This is a genomic window from Mongoliitalea daihaiensis (assembly GCF_021596945.1).
Taxonomy (GTDB): Bacteria; Bacteroidota; Bacteroidia; order Cytophagales; family Cyclobacteriaceae; genus Mongoliitalea; species Mongoliitalea daihaiensis.
In genome coordinates, this window is sequence record NZ_CP063779.1 from 2820577 (window position 1) to 2840186 (window position 19610).

Below are 19610 nucleotides of genomic sequence, written 5' to 3' on the forward strand. Positions count from 1 at the left end.
AAGATTTGTCCAATGAAATTTGTTTGAGCTTATGTCTGTACATGTAAGTGGTTAAAAAATTAGTTGCATAGTTGAAACTTAATTTTTAAATTTAAATTAAAAACGATGATTCGACACTTTTTCTTCGCTGTAATTGGATTGCTGCTGCTATCCTGTGGTACTAAATCCGACAAAATCGATGCGCTCATTTTTGAATTGACAGGACAAACCAAGCAGCTCCAGTTACCAGAAGGTTGGGGACAGTTTAATCTTGGATGGAGGGTGTCGCCCGCTGGCAACATCTTAGTGATTAACAATCCTACTTCGGAAATTGCCATTTATAAGGACATTGAGGATGCATCTCCTTTGGTTATCAAGTTAGAAGAAGATGGTCCAGATGGTTTAGACGGACCTAGACAGGATATTCAATGGGGGTATGATGAGTCATTTTGGGTTTCGACTTTTGGCGATAAACTAATTCAATTCGATGCAGAAGGCACTATTCTTCAACGGGTTTCTATACCCACTGAGAGGCTTTTGGCTCAAAATGTTTCACTTTTGAATTTTAATTTTATTGTGGAGGAATCTAGTATTTACTTTCCTGCGGCACCGTTGACATTTGCTTGGAATACCTTAAGTGTAGAAGAAATTCAAAAAACACCTAATTTGCTTCGTTTGGATTTGGAATCGAATGAAATCAGTGTTGTTTCCACTTACTCTACCGATTTTTTAGGAACTAACCTGAATAAAAATATCATGCCTACCTTATTTAGAGGACTGAATGGTGCAGTAATCATCAATCACAATTTTAAGGATATTTGGGCCTTCCAAGAAGGAGAATTGCTGCAAAAAGAAGTTTCTTTTAGTCAATTTTCCCCTATGCCTCCTTCCTCTTCAAAAGATATTTTTGAAGATATGGATGAAATTATGCGGTTGTTAAATTATTCAGATGCTTATTGGGAGCTCTTTCCATTACCAAAACAGCAATTGCTTGCTAGAATTGTAAAGTTTGAGGAAAAACCTGAAGAAGAGGTTTTTGGAATGGAATTTATTCCTTCCAAATGGGGAATGATTTTGGTGAACTCTACCTATGAAAAGCAAGGTGAATTCTTGTTTCCTTCAAATTCCTACAATCCTCAATTACTTTATTCCGATCTGGCAGGAATGTGGGTTTGCACGACACATCCCAACCGAGCGGATATAGAAGAGGGCGTATTGGTCTTCGAGCTTTTGATTACCAAGTAACCCTCAAAGCGTATCTTCTAAATAGAAACTACTGAGAATATAACTCATTTGTTCATATTCTATAAGAAATGCATCATGTCCCAAATGAGAGCTAATTTCCCGATAGGTTCCTTTGGGTACATTCTTAGCAATGAATTGGGATTCTTCCTTTAAAAACAGCATATCGGTATCCACCCCAATGGCCAAAACCTTGCTAGGTATTTGTTGTAAGGCTAATGTCAGTCCGCCTCTTTTTCTTCCCAAGTCATGGGAGTCCATCGATTTGCTCAAGGCCCAGTAAGAAAAAGCATTGAAGCGCTGGGAAAGTTTCTGACCTTGGTATTGGAGGTAAGAGGAGATGCGGTAGTTGTCCAGTTTTTCTTCTTGATCTTCTTGTTTGAGTTCAAAATCTTTGGGATGCCGATAGGAAAGCATGGCTATGGCGCGTGCTGTCTTGAGGCCTTCTTTGCCAGCATTTGGCTGCCGTTCGCCCCAGGTACAATCAGAAGCGATGGCCATTCGCTGCGTTTCGTTAAAGCCCCGTATCCATGGCGTAGCTTTGGCATTAGATGCTATGATAATGCTGTGTCTAACTCGATCTTGGAGGAGATATGACCATTCCAATCCTACTTGACCTCCCAAGGAACCACCAATAATGGTGTCTATGCTCTCAATTTCAAGATGTTGTCTCAGCAAGTCCAAAGAATTCGCCATATCTCGGGGTGTGACATGCGGGAAGTCATAATAATAGAAATCTCCGGTAATTGGGTTCACTGAAAGGGGAGAGGTACTGCCATAACTGGAACCCAATAAATTAGCACAGATAATAAAATGCTTGGATGGATCATAGAAGCGGTCCTCACCGATGAGTCCACTCCACCAATCTGATACCTTTGCATCGCCTGTTAATGCATGGATAACCCATATCACATTGTCTTTGGAAGCATTGAGATTACCCATGGTCGTATAGGATAACTCAAATTCGGGTAAAACTTCTCCGGATTCTAGTGTAAAGGATTCACGATGGATAAAGGTATCTTGACTCATATCGATGGTATAATAACTGCTGATCAAATTCATGGGAAAGGTAAACTAAGAAGATGTAACACAAGTAAATGCGATTGGCCCAAAGCCAATGGAAGAAACGAATAGGATTAATCGTTTGCTTTTGAATAAGATGTGTTAATGCTGTATGGGTATACGTATCATAACTGTTGAATTTATAGTTCCGAAGGGAGATATTCCAATCGGCAGGAATTGGCACCTTTCCACACGGATGGTTGCCAGAGGGTCTCAGAGCCTGTCTCTCGCCTCTTCTATATAAATCCAAGCACTAAAAAGTGAAAGGATACTGCAAAGTAATAGTTGGAATTTGGATTATCCAACGATTACTAAATATTTTTTTAAGCTTTCCAATATTCTGAATTCATCCGTACGATATTCGCAACAGAAATCCCTTGTGGACAGACTGCTTCACAGGCTTTGGTCATGGTGCAAGAGCCAAAGCCTTCCGCATCCATTTGAGCTACCATGGATTTGACGCGCTTACCAGCTTCTACACTTCCTTGTGGCAACATGGCTAAATGACTGATTTTGGCCCCTGTAAAGAGAGCTGCACTGGCATTTTTACACATAGCTACACAAGCACCACAACCGATACATGCAGCTGAGTCAAAAGCTTCTTCGGCTAATTCATGTGAGATTCGGGTACTGTTAGCTTCAGGAGCTTGCCCTGTATTGACACTGATGTAGCCACCGGCCATGATGATACGATCAAAAGCTCTCCGGTCTATACAAAGGTCTTTTTTGATGGGGAAGGCTTTGGCACGGAAAGGCTCGATGACTAAAGTTTCTCCACTTTTAAAACTTCTCAAATGGGTTTGACAAGTAGTCACACCTTTTTCCGGGCTATGAATATTTCCATTGATAACAAAGCCACATTGTCCACAGATACCTTCTCTACAATCTGAGTCAAATGCTACAGGTTCCTTGCCTTCCAAAATGAGCTGCTCATTTAACACATCCAACATCTCTGGTACTGACATCTCTGGATGTAAATCAATCAACTCATACGTTTCAAATGATCCTTTGGATACATTGGATGCTTGTCTCCATATTTTTAATGTTAGTTTCATCATCAGGTGTAGGTACGTTCTTGTGGTTTGATAAATTCAAAATGTAAGTCTTCCTTGTGGAGTTTAAAGTTGCCATCTGCATATTCCCATGCAGATACAAATTGATAGTTTAAATCATCCCTTTTGGCTTCTCCTCCGGGAGTTTGATGTTCTACTCTAAAGTGTGCGCCACAGGATTCCTCGCGTTGCAAAGCATCGTGGAAGATTAACTGAGCAAGTTCTAAATAGTCTTCAACTCGGGCGGCTTTTTCCAATTCCATGTTCAATTGTTTGGCATTACCGGGGACTTTTAAATGGGTGTAGAATTCTTGTTGCAGGGCTTTGATTTTTTCAAGTCCTGCTTCCATGACGGATTTTTCACGAGCTAGCCCACATTCTTTGGTAAGGATGGTTCCTAATGCTCTGTGGAATTGTTCGGCAGTTTTATTACCGCCGATCTGAAGCAATCGTTGGATTCGTTTTTCGGTTTCTAAGCGTTCGATAGTGCCAAATTCATGATGTGGAGTTTCGGAAGGCTTTTCCCCTGCTAGGTAATTCATGACTGTATGCGGAGCAATAAAATACCCATCCACACATGCTTGTAGCAGGGAGTTGGCACCTAGCCTATTGGCTCCATGATCTGCAAAATTTGCTTCTCCTAGAACAAATAAACCCGGGATGGTGCTTTGTAATTCGTAATCTACCCATAATCCTCCCATCGAGAAATGAGCGGACGGTGATATCAGCATGGGGGAGCTATAAGTGTTGACCCCCGTAATCTTTTCATACATATCGAATAGATTGCCATAGCGTTTTTGGATGGTTTCTTTTCCATCTCGTTGAATAGCTGTCTGGAAATCCAAGTACACAGCATTTTTCATGGGTCCTACTCCTTTACCTGCATCAATTTGCTCTTTTGCAGCACGGGAGGAAATGTCTCTGGGAGCAAGGTTTCCATAGGAAGGATACTTTCGTTCAAGGTAATAATCCCTTTCTTCTTCTGGTATATCTTGAGGAGCTCTTGTATCGTGGGCTTTGAGCGGTACCCAGATTCTTCCATCATTGCGAAGAGACTCCGACATCAAGGTCAATTTGGATTGATGATTTCCCAGTTGAGGTAGGGAAGTAGGATGAAATTGTGTCCAACTTGGAGCAGCAAAATAAGCCCCTTTTCTATGCGCTCTCCAGATGGCTGAGCCATTACAATTCATTGCAAGTGTAGAAAGGTAGTAAATCTTGCCATATCCTCCGGTTGCTAAAATCACGGCATCTGCTTGATGAGTACTGAGCTCTCCAGTTTCCAAATTTCTAGCAATAATTCCTTTAGCTTTTCCATTCTCCAAGACCAAATCCATCATTTCATGACAGGTATTCAGTTGAACTTGCTGTAATGCAACTTGTCGCATCAAGGCTTGGTAGGCCCCTTGCAGCAATTGCTGTCCAGTCTGACCTCGAGCGTAGAATGTACGGCTAACTTGCACTCCTCCAAAAGATCTGTTGCTTAGATAGCCTCCATATTCCCTCGCAAAAGGTACTCCTTGTGCTACGGCTTGGTCTATCAAGGCCATGGAGCACTCTGCCATTCGGAAAACATTGGCTTCCCTCGACCGAAAATCACCTCCTTTGAGGGTGTCGTAAAACATACGCCACACACTGTCCCCGTCATTTTTGTAACCTTTAGCAGCATTGATGCCTCCTTGAGCTGCTACACTATGGGCTCTACGGGGGCTTTCATGATAGGTAAATACCTCACATTGAAAACCGAGTTCTGCCATACTTGCAGCAATGGCACTACCTGCCAAGCCTGTCCCTACGACAATTACTTTATATTTCCTGCGGTTGGCTGGATTGATCAGACGGGCTTTTGCAATGTACCATTCCCATTTTTTATCTAAAGGCCCCTCTGGAATTCTTGGATTCATCATATAAAGAAAAATGTTAGTCTACTAATTTAGTGAAAAAGTAAGGAATTTGAAAATTGAGACACAAAAAAACTACTCGGGACTATGAGTAGTTTTTTGTTGGTTCGATACACAAGTTAGAGTTAATTATGGTATGCTTGAGGGTACTGTGTTGCTATCAAATAAATTGATACGTTAAAGGTCAATTCAGGTAGAATTGTTGTGTGCTACTATAATTTTGTGATTTTTACGGCTGTTCCGGCGGCTGTTACCATTAGCATTCCGTCTCGTATGGTTTCATAGTCCAAGTCTATGCCTACAATCGCATTGGCACCAAAGGCTCGGGCTTGCATTTGCATTTCAGCCATGGCGGTGGTTTTAGCCTCTCTGAGTACGCGTTCATAAGCACCTGCGCGTCCACCTACGATATCTGTGATACTTGCAAAGAAATCCTTAAATACATTAGCACCAATAATGGTTTCACCAGAAACAATTCCAAGGTATTCTGTAATAGCATAACCTTCTAAAGAAGGTGTAGTAGATACAATCATGAGTGTGAGTTTTTTGATTAGTCGAAGATAAAAAAAAAGCGATGAATTTCTTCACCGCTTTATTGTTAAAATTGATTTAATTCTTCTCCAAACCAGGCGAGCGCTCCAAGAACTCCTGATATAATTTAATGTGTCTGTTGCTCATTGGGACTCTGTAGCCGTCGATAAACACATGTCTGATTTGCGTACGGGTTTCAAATGGATCGCCGGTTGCAACCAATAGCGTGGCATCCTTTCCTACCTCCAATGAACCCAATCTGTCGGCAACTCCAAAAATTTCAGCAGGGTAGATAGTCACTGCTTTCAAAGCTTCTTCTTTACCCATGCCATAAGCAGCGGCAAATCCTGCATTGAATGGAAGATTTCTGGTATTTTCGGCATCATTGGCTCTGATGGCAACTTTTACACCTGCTTTGGCCATTTTGCCCGGGTTAGTGTAAGCGGCGTCGTATCTGTCTGATTGTCTGGTTGGGATAGATAGCATGGGGCCAGTTACTACTGGTAACTTTGCAGCAGCTATTTTGTCTGCTACTCTCCAGCCTTCTGCTACGCCTGTCAAGATGGCTTTTACTTCTTTAGATGTTATCCAATCAATAGCCTTTAATATGTCAGCAGCAGCATTTACTTCCACCAATAAAGGTAGCTCTCCTGCTACTACTTTTGAAAGCTGTTCCATTTCGGGGTAGTATTCTAAGGTAGCGCCAGCAGTTTTCAAGCGATGGTAGGTAGTGGCCTTTTCCCAAATCTCATTTAAGGTTTCCTGCGCTTTGTCAAATTCTTTTTTGATATCGTCATCACTTCTTCTATCCCAAGTACTTCTTCTTGCGGAAGAAGGAAAGTTCATTACCACGCCTTTGAAGCCGGCAAACATTTGATCTGGTGTATATCCATTTAAGTTAATCAAAGCGGCTGTCCCGGGGAATAAACCTCCAGAGGGCATGGTGAGTGTAGTGGTTACACCGGAAACCCGCGTTACAGGAATTGCTACGGAGTTAGGATTGACAGCCACTAGAGCCTCCATGTTAGGTGTTACAGAACCTATTTCGGCATAATCTTGAGTTTCGGCCAATGAGCCTACTTCTACTAGCCCTAATCTACTACCTCCATCGATCAGGCCTGGATAAATAAATAGACCTGTGCAATCAATGACTTCCGCATCGCCGGGGTTAACTTGTTGCCCTATGGCTTGTATTTTACCATCTGCCAACAATACACTTCCGTTTTGAATGGTGCCATTGGTCACGGTTATAATGGTTGCATTTTGTAATAAAAAACGACCATTTTTTGGTTTGACAAACTCTCCGTCAAATTGAGCAAATCCCATAAACGGAAGCAAAACCAAACTGAGTGCTATGTATAGTAACTTTTTCATTTTTCTTGTGTTTGGGAATTGCATTAATGTGAATGGTTAAATAGGTTTCTACCAAAATTGGTGAAGAAGAAATCTACACCATGCATACAACGGTGATCATGCTCTTTTAGGAAGATAGGTTCAACGATTTCAGAAGCACTTACACGCAAGCGCATATCGTTGTCATCTGCCTTGATATCGAAGTATTTGACACCATCTACAAAAGTCATTTGAGGAATGGCATATACGGACAGTGGGTGTTCATTAAAGAGTACCAAATCCGCTTGTTTGCCTTCTTCTATAGAACCCACTTTATCAGCGATCCCCAATTGTTTAGCAGGATTGATAGTAATCAATGCGAGAGTTTCTTCATCTGTCAATTCACCGTAGCGTTGTGCCTTTCCTGCTTCGTGGTACAAGTGTCTGATTAACTCTCCAGAATCTGAGTTGATAGAAGTAATTACATTATTTCTAGTCAAAATGGCTGCATTGTATGCAGTAGAATAGTATACCTCAAATTTATAAGCCCACCAGTCTGCAAATACAGAAGCTCCCATGGTATAAGCTGCTAACTCGGGGGCTACTTTGAATCCTTCATTCACATGGGAAAATACAATATTTGTAACACCAAACTCTCTACAGGTATTGATTAATGCATAGATCTCATCTGCTCTGTATGAGTGACAGTGAATGATGATATCTCCATCTAGAATATCAGCAAGGGTTTGTAGGCGCTCGTTATATTTCGGTGGTACAGGTGAGGCACCTTTTACTTTCAATGCCTTATTGTAATCCTCCCATGATTTTTTGTATTGGATAGCTTCATTGAAACCGTTTCGAATAACTGCATCTACACCCATTCGTGTGCGTGGTTGGATACCATTGCCCCTACCATGAACTCTGGTTGGGTTTTCTCCTAGAGCAAACTTAATCGTTCTTGGAGCTTCTTTCATAAAAAGATCTTCTGGATTACCTGAGCCATAGCGATGCTTAAGCGTAATGTTTTGTCCGCCAATTGCATTGGCAGAACCATGCATGGCATGAGAGATAGTGACTCCACCAGCGAGGGCTCGATACAATCCAATGTCATACGGATTGACTACATCTGCCATTTTTACCTCAGATGTAATAGGAGCAGTCGCTTCATTTACGGCATCCAAAGCCACGTGAGAATGCGCATCAATTATGCCAGGCATGAGATACAAGCCAGATGCATCAATGACTTCAATATTTGTTGCTGACAGATTTTTCCCGATTTTTTTTATGACTCCATTTTCCACCAAGACATCGGTATTTTCCAAATCTCCTTGGGTAACTGTAAGGACATGGGCATTTTTAATAAGGACTGAGCCTGTGGGTGTTTGTGCTACTGACCAGCTCATGGGTAAGAGACTGATCAAGAATGCTTGAAATATCTTTTTCATAGTCATGAATGCTTAATTGAGTTGGTTAGGTTTTTTTGTAGCTGTTAACGGAAAGCTTCCAAAATCAGCAATAGATAAACTACCGGAGTAATTACTTCCATCCACCAGCCCGCTGACATTGACATCTAAACTCATCCCCGCTGCCGACACTCCAAAAGAGAATTTTAATTCGTTATTAGAGAAAGTAATATTTTTCATTTCAGCGGTGTCCTTACCTCCGCCCGTTGGACTATCATAAGTGATAGTACCTACATAGGAAGAGCCTTCTTTTTTAATCTCCATCATGCCACTGCCACTTCCTGCAGGTGTTTCAGAAATATACTCCCATGAACCTGATAAATCAGCAGAGCCAGTACCACCATTTCCATTCGATTCCTTTTTGGTGGTTTTGATTTCATAATTAAAAATAAACCCGTCTGCTATGACATGTTTGATTTGCGTATTTTCCGTAAACAATGGACCTGTGGAAAGGATAAGATTGGCTAGTTTACCTTTTTCCACAGTTCCTGCAAATCTAGAAATTCCCAACATAGAAGCGGGATTGGTAGTGAGAGCAGCTAAGGCAGCTTTTTCAGAAAGACCAGCTTTGATCATAAGCTCTAGATTTTTCATAAAATCATTGGGTCTTATTCCAACACTTGCAAATGCGAAAGGAACTCCTTCCTTCTCAAAAGAAGCTGCTTGACCTAACGCTCGCTGATAAGCATCTTCAACTCTTGTTAATCGCTCTTTTCCTTCTTCAGTCAATTCATCTTTTTTTGCTTTGGAAGCGGCATTATCTGGTAATTTTAAGCTTAAAATAGCCATGCTACCAGTTCGTTTGATTTCGTCGATTAAATTGTCAGACTCTTGAAGACCGACCAATCCCAATTTGAAACCTAGCTCTTTTTGAAGCATCAATGCTCTTCGTGCATCTAAATCGTTGTTCACTTCAAAAAGTACCGGGATTTGCTTGTTGATTACCGGATACATCGCTTCGTAGGTCTTATTTCTCTCAGGCCGATTAATTCCAGAGGTTGATGCAAACACTTGGTCATGTTTGGCAGAAAGTTCAGTATTCTTATATACGTCTCTAAATTTCGCCATCACACCGAGTGTAGTGCCAGGATATAGACTTCGTCCACCTCCCGAATTCCTGAGTTTGGCAATTAGTGCAGTATTTCTAGTAATAATATTGGTAGAATTAGGTCCACCATACGTTACTATTGCGGTTTTTCCTGGAATCATCCCACCTTCGGGGCCAACATGGGCGATCGCAAACCCAAGTTTTCTCCAATCATTGATGCTATTGTTGGAGGCATCATAATAGTCCAATACCTGTCTCCATGGAGTGATACCTGCGATTTCATCCGATGGCTGAGAAGGAATGAAGTTGGCCGGTCTTTCAGGATCTGCTGGTCTTGTAACACCTACCGTTGAGAAAGCATCAATAAACGCAGGATAGGCATAGAGCGAATCTCCTTTGATAATTTGAGCTTCTAGGGGTACTTTGGCTGCCGAACCGACTTCTACTATTAGGCCATCTTTGATGACGATAGAGGTTTGTAGGGGAGTGCTTCCCGGGGAAGCGATCAGGTTGATATTTTGAATGACATAAGTGCCACTAACTCTCTTCTGCGCCGTAGGATCACTTTGAGCGAATACTACAGCTACCTGGAAGAAAAGCAATAAAATAATCAACCCTAAATTTTTGATTGAATTTGATTGGGATATCATCAGAAATTGGTGGTTTAATTGTTTTTGGTATCTGAAATCTACTTCGGAAAAGAAGAGTAAAAAAATTTTTTTATTTTTTTTGACGCATTATTTGAGGAACGGCAAATAATTCAACATGTAATACAAATTAGGTTATTTGTATTTTTACCAAAAATAATTTTAATTTTCTTCGTTTTAATTGCATTGTTTTTTGTTTTTTTCTTATTTACCTTTAGATCATAGAACAAGACTTAAACGATAGAAGCCATGAAAAACGTACTAATAATAGAAGATGATAAGCTTATTTCGAGCTTGGTGCGCTTCAGGTTGAATAAAGAAGGATACAATGTTACAACTGTTGACGATGGTCTAACTGGTTTTTCTGCTATAGAGCAAGGAATACATGACCTAATCATTACAGATGTAATGATGCCTCATAAAGATGGAATAGAAATTCTGAACTATTCCAAGAAAATTAACCCAAAAATCCCAGTGATAGTATTAAGTTCACTGGGTGAAGAAGAAGGGACTGTAATTAAAGCATTTGAATTAGGAGCTGCGGATTTTATACCTAAGCCATTTAATCCCAATGAATTATCTGTTCGTGTTAAGCGATTAATGAGGGATTAAATAAAAGTTTTGGGAGATTGTTGTCTTTATCTATATATATTAGGACAATTGAAGGCTATCCCAGTAGATTATGATGACTTATTCGTCCGCTTATATCTTAGCGACATTCAGTTTAGTAGATGATTTCATCCGTTTTCGGGATGGTGCATATTTATCTCACGTGCTGAATGTCGCTTTAGTTGTTTTACTACTTTCAGTAATGTACTTGCTCTTTCAATTATATATTGTCAGATCAAGAAAATTCCGCTCAGGAAGTCGTCGAAAGATCCTACAAAACAAAATCAACAATTTTTTATCAGAGCTTATTTTTTCTGATGATCAATCAGAGAAAGGCTATGATGAGCAAATCAACAAGTTCAAGAAAAAAGTACCGATCAATCAAAATTGGTGTAGAGATTTATTGATTCAAAACATTATTGATTTGGACAGAAATTTCAAGGGAGAGGTAAAATCTAAGTTGCTCTCTATTTACTTCAAATTAGGCTTGCAGGATTACACCTTAGCGTTGGTAAAGTCTCCATTTTGGTTCTATAAAACAAAGGGTTTATATTATTGGAGAGAGCTAAAGTATGGAGGAAAATTGTCAATGGTTAAAAAACTGATTGCCTCTAAGAATCCTAATCTCCGATCTTCTGCCTTAATCACTTATATATCCTTGGCCGATGATGGGCCTTTAACTGTCTTGGAAGAATATTCTGAAACCATTAGTTTGGTTGAGGGCTTAAATATCTTGGAGATTATTCAGCGAAAGAAAATCAAAAAGCCTTCAAATTTAGCTTCTTGGTTAAATTTTCAAGAGCCCAGTCAGTTGATTTTTGCAGTTAAACTGATTGTGTATTACAATGACTTGAGTTGTGCGGATGGGATTGTGAAGATTCTTGAAGCAGAAAATCCAAAAGTTCGATTGGCTGCTATTCAGGCATGCAGGCGATTGTTTTTGGTGGAGACAGAACCAACACTTAGACGCATATTTGCGCAGGAGATAGAGGAGAATCAATTGGAAATTATCAAAACACTCGGTGAAATTGGAAGTGAGGATGCGGTGTCATTTTTGTTAGAATTAATTCAACGCCCGCAGACATCTGAAGTTGTCATTGCTGCCATGTATGCTCTTTCGTCTTTGGATATGGATTTTAAGGAGCGTAGTTTTGAACCCAACGAGTATTTGCAAGCAGCCAAAGCACATGTATTAGACCCTTACTTGACCCAATGAGAGAGATTTTCGAAATATTCTTAAAGTTTTTTGAGCTTTTTATCACAGGATATGCCAGTATTTACATATTAGTGTATGTGGCCATGGCAGTTGGTTCTTTTTTGGCAATTAAGCGATATAATAATGCCAAGTACACTATTAAAGATGAAGTATTGGTGAAGTCCAACAATTTGGTAGGCGTATCTATTGTAGCTCCTGCTTTTAATGAAGGGCTGAATATAATTTATAATGTTCGTTCACTCCTTTCACTTAACTATCCTAATTTTGAAGTGGTCATTATCAATGATGGAAGCACAGATGATACGTTAGATAAGTTGATCAGGGAATTTGAGTTGGTAAAGGTTAATTTTTATTATGAGGAGAAAATTCCCACTCGCCCTGTTAGAGGACATTATAAATCTACCAATCCAGTGTACTCAAAATTGCTGGTAGTGGATAAAGAAAATGGAAAAAGTAAGGCTGATGCTTCCAATGCTGGTATCAATTCAGCCAAGCATCCATTGTTTTTGTGTACTGACGTAGATTGTATTCTGAGAAGCGATACCATCATGAAATTGGCAAAACCATTTATGACCTCTAAAAGTAGGACTATTGCTTCGGGTGCAGCGATCCGTGCGTCCAATTCCTGCGAAGTCAAGGATGGGTTTATGATGAAAATCCGTTTTCCTCAAAATTGGTGGGCCTCTTTTCAAGAGTTGGAATATATTCGTGCTTTTCTAATGGGAAGGATGGCCTGGAATGAAATTAATGGACTTTTGTTGGTGTCCGGTGGGCTTGGTTTATTTGACAAAGAAATTGCAATCAAAGCAGGAGGCTATTGGCATAAATCCCTTGGTGAGGACATGGAATTGATCACACGAATGCGGAAACACATGTATGATAATCAACTGCCTTTCAAAATCACCTACATTCCGGAATCCTTGTGTTGGACAGAGGTGCCTGCTACACGGGAGGTACTGATTCGGCAACGGGTACGTTGGGCAAGGGGCTTGATTCAAACCTTATACCTTCACAAAGACATGTTATTTAAGCGAAAATATGGAAAAACAGCTTTTTTAATTCTACCCTATTTTTGGTTATACGAGTTTTTGGTGCCGATATTGGAAGTATTGGGCTTAACAGTGTTGATTTTAAGCTTCTTCTTAATTGATGTGAATACTCCTTATTTTGTAAAAGCAACAGGGGTTGTTTATCTCTTTTATCTGACTGTAACACTTTTATCTGTATTGTGGGATGAGGTGTTTTATGGTCATTACAGTCGGAAAAGAGAAGTGTTTCAGTTAGTTTGGAAAGCAATATTGGAGCCAATAGCTTACCACCCTTTCAATGTGTATGCAGCGATGAAGGGATATTTCCATTTCTTGACCAACAAAGAACAGAAGTGGGGCAACATGCAAAGACAAGGGTTTACTACAGCTAAAAAAAAGACATTGGATGAAACGCATATTTCTAAAACTTAGTATTTCCCTGTCATTGGGTTTGGTGTTTATTGTGGGTGCACATGGCCAACAAGAGCAAGTGGATACGGACAGTCTTTTGATTGCAGCAATCCAAGTAACCAACCAAGAGAAGGATTATCCAAAAGCAATTGCTATGGCAAGACAAGGTGCTTCTTTAGCTCCTGATTATTTGGATTTTCATTTGTTATTGGGAAGACTTTATCGATTTACAGGACAGGCAGATAGTGCTCGTTATTTTCTCAATTATGTCTTGAAAAAAAGTACGGCATATGAGGATGCCTATACCTACCTTGTTGGGTTAGAATTGGAAGAAGGGGAAATGGAAGCTGGTCTGAAGGTGGTTGATCAAGCCATTCAACAATTTCCAGAAAAGGGACAATTTTACAGGTTAAAGCTCGGATTGATCCGTTTGGATGATGATATCCGTACAGAATTTGATTACCTGAAGACACTTGTACAGCGATTTCCAGAAGATTCCGATTTGCGTCAACAGTTGAATAATTTGGAATTGAGATTAGACAATCAACGGGTTGGTATTAATTATTCCATTACTGCATTTGATCGTGATGGTGTAGGGCCTTGGCATTTGGTAGGTGCTCAGTACATTCGAGAAAGGCGATGGGGTTCTTTTATAGGAAGGGTCAATTATGCTAATCGTCTGAGTGCAGGTCAATCCATTGATTCAGGTGTGCAGTATGAACTTGAATCCTATTTCTTCACTGGTAAACGTTCTTATTCTTACGCTGGCGTAGCATTTAGTTCATCTTTGGTGTTCCCGGAACAACGTTATTCCTATTCTTTTTTCCAGAATTTGGATAAAGGTTGGGAATGGGAAGCGGGCCTGCGGTACAATAGCGTCAACCCTCCAGAGGGTAGGAGGAATTTCCGTTCGGTAGTATTGGGTGGAGGAAAATACATTGGATCCAGTTGGTTAAACCTGAGGGCATTTATTCAAAATGAAGAGGAGGATTTTTATCCAGCATTCACATTGGTTTACAGGTACTTTATCGATAGTCGTTTTGATTTTGCTACGGTAATTTTAGGATATGGGACCTCTCCGGATGAGAGGCCTACACTTGGACAGTTTGAAAATCGTCTTGCATTGGATTCTTATCGAGCAGGAGTAGGCTATCATCGTTTGCTTGCTAATACCTTTGTTGCCGGTGTACAGGCTACGTATAACTATCAGGAATTTTTTCCAGGAAGAACACAGCAGGAGTTTGAATTTTCTGTGACAATTAATTACAAATTCTAACATCTTACTAAATCACTGCCGATAAACGGTTACTGATTGGATTATTCTTTTAAATTTGTAATTTAAGTTTAAGAATGTAGAGGTCAAACTTGTTTGCTCTAGCATAATTTAGTCGTCTCCCTAAGAATAATGAAGAAAATACTGGTGATCGAGGATGATGAGCTGATACTAAAGATGGTCGATTTCAAACTCAAAAAAGAGGGATACCAAGTGTATATATCCCGAGATGGAGATCATGCTTTGAAAGCTTTTGAAGAAGTGAAGCCTGATTTGGTTCTAACAGATTTGATGGTGCCTTTTAAGTCTGGCCTTGAAGTGACCTATTGGGTTAAAAAAAATTATCCTGATACCCCTGTCTTGGTTTTTTCTGCTTTAGGTGATGAAGAAAGCTCTGTACAGCAAGCATTTAAACTGGGTGCCAGTGATTTTATTACTAAACCTTTCAATCCCAATGAGCTAGTGCTAAGGATTAAAAGGTTTATTTAGTTTTGTTGTATAATAAGCTTTGCAGAGATCTGGCTAGTAGCGAAATCCTTGCCTAAACTAACTTCAGTAGTCAAAAAATATGAGTAATAAAACCGCTTTATTGAAAGAGTTATATGCAAATATATCAACGACGGGAGCTATTTCTTTTAGCTCTAAGAGATTAGTTAAAAAAATGCTTTCTTATGCCAATTTCAAAGAGGCAAAAGTAATTGTTGAAATGGGAGGAGGAGATGGAAGTATTTCAAGGGGGATTGTTGAAAGAATGGTACCAGGCACTGAGTTATTTATCTTTGAAGTCAATAAGTTTTTCTGTGATAATTTGAATGAGGAATTTAGCCAAAGCAATATTCATGTAATTTGCGATTCGGCTGCAAATGTTAGCAACTATCTACAAGGTCGTAAAGCTGATTTAATTTTTTCTTCTCTTCCTTTTAGTTTAATTGAAAAAGAAGAAAAAGACGCCATTTATCAGCATAGTCTGGATGCGTTGAGCTCGAATGGAGCTATGATTCAAATTTGCTATTCGTATTTATTAAGGTTTGAATTTAGAAAGTTTTTTAAGCATATGACTATCCATTTTACATTAACAAACTTTCCGCCTGTATTTGTTATGATTTGCAAAAAATGAAATTTTGAAACAATTGAATCAAAGCATAGAACCTAATCCTCTTCGTCAAGCAATTTTTGAAATGATTCGGATGCGTCACGACCGGTCTTTTTGTCCATCGGAAGTTGTACGTTGGATTTTTCCACAGGATTGGGAGTTGTTTATGCAAGATGTAAGAGAGGAGATGATGGAAATGTATCGGGAGGGCTTAATACTCGTTACACAAAAAGGCAATGCCATTGATCCATCGACTGAACCAAAAGGTCCAGTTAGGATTTCAAGAAAAAAATAAACTTATAGAGCGGTTTTAGAGTTTTTCCTGTATGAAATTCTCTCTACTCTTTATTTCTCTAAGTATGCTGATTTCTATTACATGTGGTCAGTAAGTAAGCAAACAACAAAAATCTATGCAAGATTTACCTAAAACAAGTGTTGAAGTCCCTGAAAATATGGAGGTGGCAACTTTAGGCTCCGGATGTTTTTGGTGCATTGAGGCCATTTACCAAGACCTAAAAGGTGTAACTCAAGTGAAGTCAGGTTACAGTGGTGGCCATGTAAATAATCCCAGTTACAGACAGATTACAACAGGTACCACCGGTCATGCTGAGGTAATTCAATTCTTTTATGATCCTAATGTCCTTAGTTTTGAGGATGTATTGGAAATATTTTGGTCAACACATGACCCTACTACTTTGAATCGACAAGGTGCAGATGTGGGTCCTCAATATCGTTCTGCAGTGTTCTTTCATAACAAAGAACAGCAGGAAAAAGCAGAGTTTTACAAAAAAAGGCTTAATGAATCTGGGGCATTCAATAGGCCGATAGTTACTGAAATTACTCCTTTTTCAAATTTCTTTGTGGCAGAGGATTATCACCAAAATTACTTTAAAGATAATGGCATGCAACCCTATTGTCAATTTGTCATTCGACCTAAGGTTGAGAAATTCCGAGCCGCTTTTGCCGAAAAGTTAAAATAGTCTATTGTATTTCATTGCTTTATTTGGAATCAGTCAGTAGTTTTGATTGAAAAAAGCACATACTATGAAAAAATTACTTAGCATTCTTTTGGGCCTAAGCTTGCTAGCTTGTCAGTCCGAAACCAAAACTGTTGAAGAAGAAGGAAAAGAGGAACTGCCTGTAGGTATGTTTGGAGATAAAATATCCGAATCAGGGGCTCTTACACTTGAAAGCTTAGTGACTACCTTAGAAGATTCGGGTGAATTTGAAGGGAAGGTAATCGGGGAAATAAAGGATGTATGTTCTATGAAGGGGTGTTGGATGACAATAGATCTGCCAAACGGAGAAACGATGCGGGTAACCTTTAAAGATTATGGTTTTTTTGTTCCTAAAAATGCTCATGGATATCCAGTTATCATCGAAGGTGTTGCATCTAAAAAGTTTACAGATGTAGCAACTCTCAAGCATTATGCTGAAGATGCAGGTAAGTCTCAAGAAGAAATAGATGCAATTACCAACCCTAAGGTGGAATATGCATTTGAAGCAGTTGGAGTAATTATCCAAGAAAATGCATAAATCTTTTGTTCCATTAGCGGTAGCTTTCATTATACTTTTGGGATGTTCACAAAAAGGAGAACAGAAAGTACTAAGCACAAAATATCCCAATGAAGATGCTCCCTTGGCATTGTTGATGCGCTCCATGTTTGAGGATATGGAAGAAATCAAACATGCAGTAGAAAAAGGAGAGGCAATCAAAGGATATGTTGCCCAGCATCAAGAACTCTTGACCGCAAGGCCTACCAATCCGGCTGTTAAGACAGCTACGTTCGAGCTGATGGGGAAAGCCTACTTAGAAAGCTTAAAATACATGGAAAATAGTAGTCAGGAGGAGCTGATTTCAAACTATAAAATGTTAGTAGAAACTTGTTTGGCTTGTCATCAACAGTATTGCCCTGGACCTATCAAACGAATCAACCTATTAAATCTCCCTTTATAATGGCCATGTCACTGGATAGTCTCAGAGTTGGAAGGGTCTATAGCTTTACCAATAATGGAGAAAAGAGAAAATTAGAAGTATTAGCAAAGCTGTCAGGATCAGACTTTAAGGTGAAAGATTTGGATACCACTGAAATTTACACCTTTGATGAACTCCTTCGTTGGGGGAAAGGTAAAGATTATGATTTGGATGAAGTCAATGACATGTTTGGTAGAGGGATAGTTCCTAAGCAGTTTTGAAAATCTATCTACTCTTATAGAGTAAAAAAGCCCGATTCTCATGTAAGAAATCGGGCTTTTTTATAAGATCCCAGATACTAGCAGGCAGAATTCAGGTCAATTGAAAGTTTTAAAATGCGGTTCATAAATAATTCGCATAAATGAACTTAAGCCCATATTTTCTCTATTTCCCACGGGAATCCCAGTCACGATGCCAATCATAAGATTTTCGGCTAATCCGACACGCATTTGTGGTCTAAGAACAGTTTCCAGTTTACCATTATGAATCTCTTTATTGATTTCAACCCCGATAAAATTACGGGTACCAGTAATCATGTAGTGAAAATTGGTATGGATTTCATAGGCAATTTCTCTGCGCTGGTCAAATAGTTTTTCTATCCTAGGACCGGTATATATCAAGGTATGGTAATTACTACCCCATCTTTTGGCAGCTATAAAAAAAGGATTGTAAATATTTCCCTTGAATAACTCTCCATCGCGTCCAAGTTTATGTAAATCCACAAATTCAAATTCGTGGATATAGCCAAGGGCTAGCGTAGTTTTTGCTTTTTCCGACACTAGAAAGGACCATTGTGTGGCAAGCTTAATTGATTCAATACGGTTGGCAGGTCGAGGAATGTCTGAGTTAAGACTATTTCTCCAAGAATAGAGCGTAACAGGCACCTCAATTTCGAAACCCAGTCGGTCAATCGGAGCCCATTCATATTCGATGAGTCCCTCATATTCGTCATATCCCCTGCGATCGGTCATCCCAACACCTAGGTTCCATTCCCGTTCCCCTCTTCTCGCTCCCAAATCTCTAATTAAATCAATGTAGAGTGGTTCTGCATGTAGGACTTTAGGTTTTAAATTTCCTTTGGGTTGCTCAATTTCAGCAATAAATAAACTATCTAAGAGCATTCGCTCTATTTTTGTACTATCAATTAGTATATGATCATTTTGACTTACAACTTTGGTGACAGTCAAACACACCATTACCAATACAGTGGTGATAACTTTAATTTTCATTTTTCAACTAATTTTTATCAAGCTCTTTTTAAATTTTGGGAGCTTTTAATGAATCATACCAACCAACTCTTGTGATTGAGAGGTTCTTTGGAGGTATTAAAAGATTTTTTTGTGATCAGAATAAAATAAGCTTTAAAAAAATTAGCTTTGGAGGAGGGGAGTGGATATCCAATTTGATACTTTCAAAAAGATTGAAATAAAAACTAAAAAGTTTTTGTTCAAAAGATGTAATGTCTAATAATTGGATAATTTCAAATGTTTGATGATAAAGTTTGAGATCTTTAAATTTTCTTTGCTCTTGCGGGACTTCTGTATCAGGGATAATTTCGTCGTCCATATCTAAGAAATACTCGATAACTAATTCCGCAAGGGTATCAATCGGGTCAAACGTGTGTCTCTTCTTCGTAAGAGAATCAGAAGTATAGAAATCAGCAGAAAGATTTATAAAATTGACCAAGGTCAACAAAATAAACACTTTACAAATTATATGATTTCTTATTTTTCTAATCATTGTTCAAA

21 protein-coding genes and 1 riboswitch are annotated in these 19610 nt (G+C 39.2%); of the genes, 12 read left to right on the forward strand and 9 right to left on the reverse strand.

Going from position 1 to position 19610, the window contains the following annotated elements; translation table 11 throughout:
* Nucleotides 1-105: 105 nt before the first annotated feature.
* Nucleotides 106-1224: a DUF4221 family protein gene (locus IPZ59_RS11845; protein WP_236136258.1), complete on the forward strand. Its 1119-nt coding sequence runs from the start codon at nucleotides 106-108 to the stop codon at nucleotides 1222-1224.
* Between the two features lie 3 nt (nucleotides 1225-1227).
* Here IPZ59_RS11845 and IPZ59_RS11850 read toward each other — a convergent pair whose 3' ends face one another.
* The 7 genes from IPZ59_RS11850 to IPZ59_RS11880 form a co-directional block, all read right to left on the reverse strand.
* On the reverse strand, nucleotides 1228-2283 hold the full coding sequence (locus tag IPZ59_RS11850) for a homoserine O-acetyltransferase family protein (protein ID WP_236136259.1): 1056 nt from the start codon (nucleotides 2281-2283) through the stop codon (nucleotides 1228-1230).
* Between the two features lie 137 nt (nucleotides 2284-2420).
* Nucleotides 2421-2530: riboswitch (SAM riboswitch) on the reverse strand.
* Nucleotides 2531-2606: 76 nt separating this feature from the next.
* The gene (locus IPZ59_RS11855; RefSeq protein ID WP_236139808.1) at nucleotides 2607-3338 is read right to left on the reverse strand and encodes a succinate dehydrogenase/fumarate reductase iron-sulfur subunit; all 732 of its coding nucleotides are present in this window, start codon (nucleotides 3336-3338) and stop codon (nucleotides 2607-2609) included.
* A 2-nt stretch (nucleotides 3339-3340) separates the two neighbouring features.
* Nucleotides 3341-5242, reverse strand: coding sequence for a fumarate reductase/succinate dehydrogenase flavoprotein subunit (locus tag IPZ59_RS11860; RefSeq protein ID WP_236136260.1), 1902 nt, complete (start codon nucleotides 5240-5242; stop codon nucleotides 3341-3343).
* 206 nt (nucleotides 5243-5448) lie between these two features.
* Nucleotides 5449-5769, reverse strand: a complete 321-nt coding sequence (locus IPZ59_RS11865) for a YbjQ family protein (RefSeq protein WP_236136261.1) — start codon at nucleotides 5767-5769, stop codon at nucleotides 5449-5451.
* A 76-nt stretch (nucleotides 5770-5845) separates the two neighbouring features.
* Entirely contained in the window at nucleotides 5846-7141 is a 1296-nt protein-coding gene (locus tag IPZ59_RS11870; RefSeq protein ID WP_236136262.1) for an amidohydrolase family protein, read from the reverse strand.
* Nucleotides 7142-7164: 23 nt separating this feature from the next.
* Nucleotides 7165-8544, reverse strand: coding sequence for an amidohydrolase family protein (locus IPZ59_RS11875; protein ID WP_236136263.1), 1380 nt, complete (start codon nucleotides 8542-8544; stop codon nucleotides 7165-7167).
* Between the two features lie 12 nt (nucleotides 8545-8556).
* Nucleotides 8557-10260: an amidohydrolase family protein gene (locus IPZ59_RS11880; RefSeq protein WP_236136264.1), complete on the reverse strand. Its 1704-nt coding sequence runs from the start codon at nucleotides 10258-10260 to the stop codon at nucleotides 8557-8559.
* A gap of 246 nt (nucleotides 10261-10506) precedes the next feature.
* On the opposite strand from IPZ59_RS11880, the gene IPZ59_RS11885 reads away from it, so the two are divergent.
* The 11 genes from IPZ59_RS11885 to IPZ59_RS11935 all read left to right on the forward strand — a co-directional run bounded on the left by IPZ59_RS11885 (nucleotide 10507) and on the right by IPZ59_RS11935 (nucleotide 18083).
* Nucleotides 10507-10869: a response regulator transcription factor gene (locus IPZ59_RS11885; protein ID WP_236136265.1), complete on the forward strand. Its 363-nt coding sequence runs from the start codon at nucleotides 10507-10509 to the stop codon at nucleotides 10867-10869.
* A 70-nt stretch (nucleotides 10870-10939) separates the two neighbouring features.
* Entirely contained in the window at nucleotides 10940-12082 is a 1143-nt protein-coding gene (locus tag IPZ59_RS11890; protein WP_236136266.1) for a HEAT repeat domain-containing protein, read from the forward strand.
* Nucleotides 12079-13542: a glycosyltransferase family 2 protein gene (locus IPZ59_RS11895; RefSeq protein WP_236136267.1), complete on the forward strand. Its 1464-nt coding sequence runs from the start codon at nucleotides 12079-12081 to the stop codon at nucleotides 13540-13542. The genes IPZ59_RS11890 and IPZ59_RS11895 overlap by 4 nt, the downstream gene beginning before the upstream one ends.
* Nucleotides 13517-14797, forward strand: a complete 1281-nt coding sequence (locus IPZ59_RS11900) for a YaiO family outer membrane beta-barrel protein (protein WP_236136268.1) — start codon at nucleotides 13517-13519, stop codon at nucleotides 14795-14797. Before IPZ59_RS11895 ends, IPZ59_RS11900 begins: the two co-directional genes overlap by 26 nt.
* Nucleotides 14798-14926: 129 nt before the next feature.
* Nucleotides 14927-15283, forward strand: a complete 357-nt coding sequence (locus IPZ59_RS11905) for a response regulator transcription factor (RefSeq protein WP_236136269.1) — start codon at nucleotides 14927-14929, stop codon at nucleotides 15281-15283.
* 79 nt (nucleotides 15284-15362) lie between these two features.
* Nucleotides 15363-15911, forward strand: a complete 549-nt coding sequence (locus tag IPZ59_RS11910; protein ID WP_236136270.1) for a class I SAM-dependent methyltransferase — start codon at nucleotides 15363-15365, stop codon at nucleotides 15909-15911.
* Nucleotides 15912-15915: 4 nt separating this feature from the next.
* Nucleotides 15916-16182, forward strand: a complete 267-nt coding sequence (locus tag IPZ59_RS11915) for a DUF3253 domain-containing protein (protein ID WP_236136271.1) — start codon at nucleotides 15916-15918, stop codon at nucleotides 16180-16182.
* Nucleotides 16183-16297: 115 nt separating this feature from the next.
* Nucleotides 16298-16867, forward strand: coding sequence for a peptide-methionine (S)-S-oxide reductase MsrA (msrA, locus tag IPZ59_RS11920; RefSeq protein WP_236136272.1), 570 nt, complete (start codon nucleotides 16298-16300; stop codon nucleotides 16865-16867).
* Between the two features lie 64 nt (nucleotides 16868-16931).
* On the forward strand, nucleotides 16932-17423 hold the full coding sequence (locus tag IPZ59_RS11925; protein WP_236136273.1) for a DUF4920 domain-containing protein: 492 nt from the start codon (nucleotides 16932-16934) through the stop codon (nucleotides 17421-17423).
* On the forward strand, nucleotides 17416-17844 hold the full coding sequence (locus tag IPZ59_RS11930; RefSeq protein WP_236136274.1) for a hypothetical protein: 429 nt from the start codon (nucleotides 17416-17418) through the stop codon (nucleotides 17842-17844). The genes IPZ59_RS11925 and IPZ59_RS11930 overlap by 8 nt, the downstream gene beginning before the upstream one ends.
* On the forward strand, nucleotides 17844-18083 hold the full coding sequence (locus tag IPZ59_RS11935; protein WP_236136275.1) for a hypothetical protein: 240 nt from the start codon (nucleotides 17844-17846) through the stop codon (nucleotides 18081-18083). The genes IPZ59_RS11930 and IPZ59_RS11935 overlap by 1 nt, the downstream gene beginning before the upstream one ends.
* 96 nt (nucleotides 18084-18179) lie before the next feature.
* Here the strand turns inward: IPZ59_RS11935 and IPZ59_RS11940 are convergent, their stop codons facing one another.
* Nucleotides 18180-19091: an HAEPLYID family protein gene (locus IPZ59_RS11940; protein ID WP_394800710.1), complete on the reverse strand. Its 912-nt coding sequence runs from the start codon at nucleotides 19089-19091 to the stop codon at nucleotides 18180-18182.
* Nucleotides 19092-19206: 115 nt separating this feature from the next.
* Complete coding sequence (locus IPZ59_RS11945) at nucleotides 19207-19602, reverse strand: hypothetical protein (protein ID WP_236136276.1); 396 nt, start codon at nucleotides 19600-19602, stop codon at nucleotides 19207-19209.
* Nucleotides 19603-19610: the final 8 nt, after the last annotated feature.

Excerpts from the sequence above, each read along its gene's own strand:
- IPZ59_RS11845 (WP_236136258.1), top strand. The coding sequence starts at position 106 with ATGATTCGACACTTTTTCTTCGCTGTAATTGGATTGCTGCTGCTATCC.
- IPZ59_RS11895 (WP_236136267.1), top strand. The coding sequence starts at position 12,079 with ATGAGAGAGATTTTCGAAATATTCTTAAAGTTTTTTGAGCTTTTTATC.
- IPZ59_RS11860 (WP_236136260.1), bottom strand. The coding sequence starts at position 5,242 with ATGATGAATCCAAGAATTCCAGAGGGGCCTTTAGATAAAAAATGGGAA.
- IPZ59_RS11885 (WP_236136265.1), top strand. The coding sequence starts at position 10,507 with ATGAAAAACGTACTAATAATAGAAGATGATAAGCTTATTTCGAGCTTG.
- msrA (WP_236136272.1), top strand. The coding sequence starts at position 16,298 with ATGCAAGATTTACCTAAAACAAGTGTTGAAGTCCCTGAAAATATGGAG.
- IPZ59_RS11850 (WP_236136259.1), bottom strand. The coding sequence starts at position 2,283 with ATGAATTTGATCAGCAGTTATTATACCATCGATATGAGTCAAGATACC.
- IPZ59_RS11935 (WP_236136275.1), top strand. The coding sequence starts at position 17,844 with ATGGCCATGTCACTGGATAGTCTCAGAGTTGGAAGGGTCTATAGCTTT.
- IPZ59_RS11900 (WP_236136268.1), top strand. The coding sequence starts at position 13,517 with ATGAAACGCATATTTCTAAAACTTAGTATTTCCCTGTCATTGGGTTTG.
- IPZ59_RS11925 (WP_236136273.1), top strand. The coding sequence starts at position 16,932 with ATGAAAAAATTACTTAGCATTCTTTTGGGCCTAAGCTTGCTAGCTTGT.
- IPZ59_RS11855 (WP_236139808.1), bottom strand. The coding sequence starts at position 3,338 with ATGAAACTAACATTAAAAATATGGAGACAAGCATCCAATGTATCCAAA.
- IPZ59_RS11880 (WP_236136264.1), bottom strand. The coding sequence starts at position 10,260 with ATGATATCCCAATCAAATTCAATCAAAAATTTAGGGTTGATTATTTTA.
- IPZ59_RS11870 (WP_236136262.1), bottom strand. The coding sequence starts at position 7,141 with ATGAAAAAGTTACTATACATAGCACTCAGTTTGGTTTTGCTTCCGTTT.
- IPZ59_RS11945 (WP_236136276.1), bottom strand. The coding sequence starts at position 19,602 with ATGATTAGAAAAATAAGAAATCATATAATTTGTAAAGTGTTTATTTTG.
- IPZ59_RS11890 (WP_236136266.1), top strand. The coding sequence starts at position 10,940 with ATGATGACTTATTCGTCCGCTTATATCTTAGCGACATTCAGTTTAGTA.
- IPZ59_RS11910 (WP_236136270.1), top strand. The coding sequence starts at position 15,363 with ATGAGTAATAAAACCGCTTTATTGAAAGAGTTATATGCAAATATATCA.
- IPZ59_RS11940 (WP_394800710.1), bottom strand. The coding sequence starts at position 19,091 with ATGAAAATTAAAGTTATCACCACTGTATTGGTAATGGTGTGTTTGACT.
- IPZ59_RS11930 (WP_236136274.1), top strand. The coding sequence starts at position 17,416 with ATGCATAAATCTTTTGTTCCATTAGCGGTAGCTTTCATTATACTTTTG.
- IPZ59_RS11905 (WP_236136269.1), top strand. The coding sequence starts at position 14,927 with ATGAAGAAAATACTGGTGATCGAGGATGATGAGCTGATACTAAAGATG.
- IPZ59_RS11875 (WP_236136263.1), bottom strand. The coding sequence starts at position 8,544 with ATGAAAAAGATATTTCAAGCATTCTTGATCAGTCTCTTACCCATGAGC.
- IPZ59_RS11865 (WP_236136261.1), bottom strand. The coding sequence starts at position 5,769 with ATGATTGTATCTACTACACCTTCTTTAGAAGGTTATGCTATTACAGAA.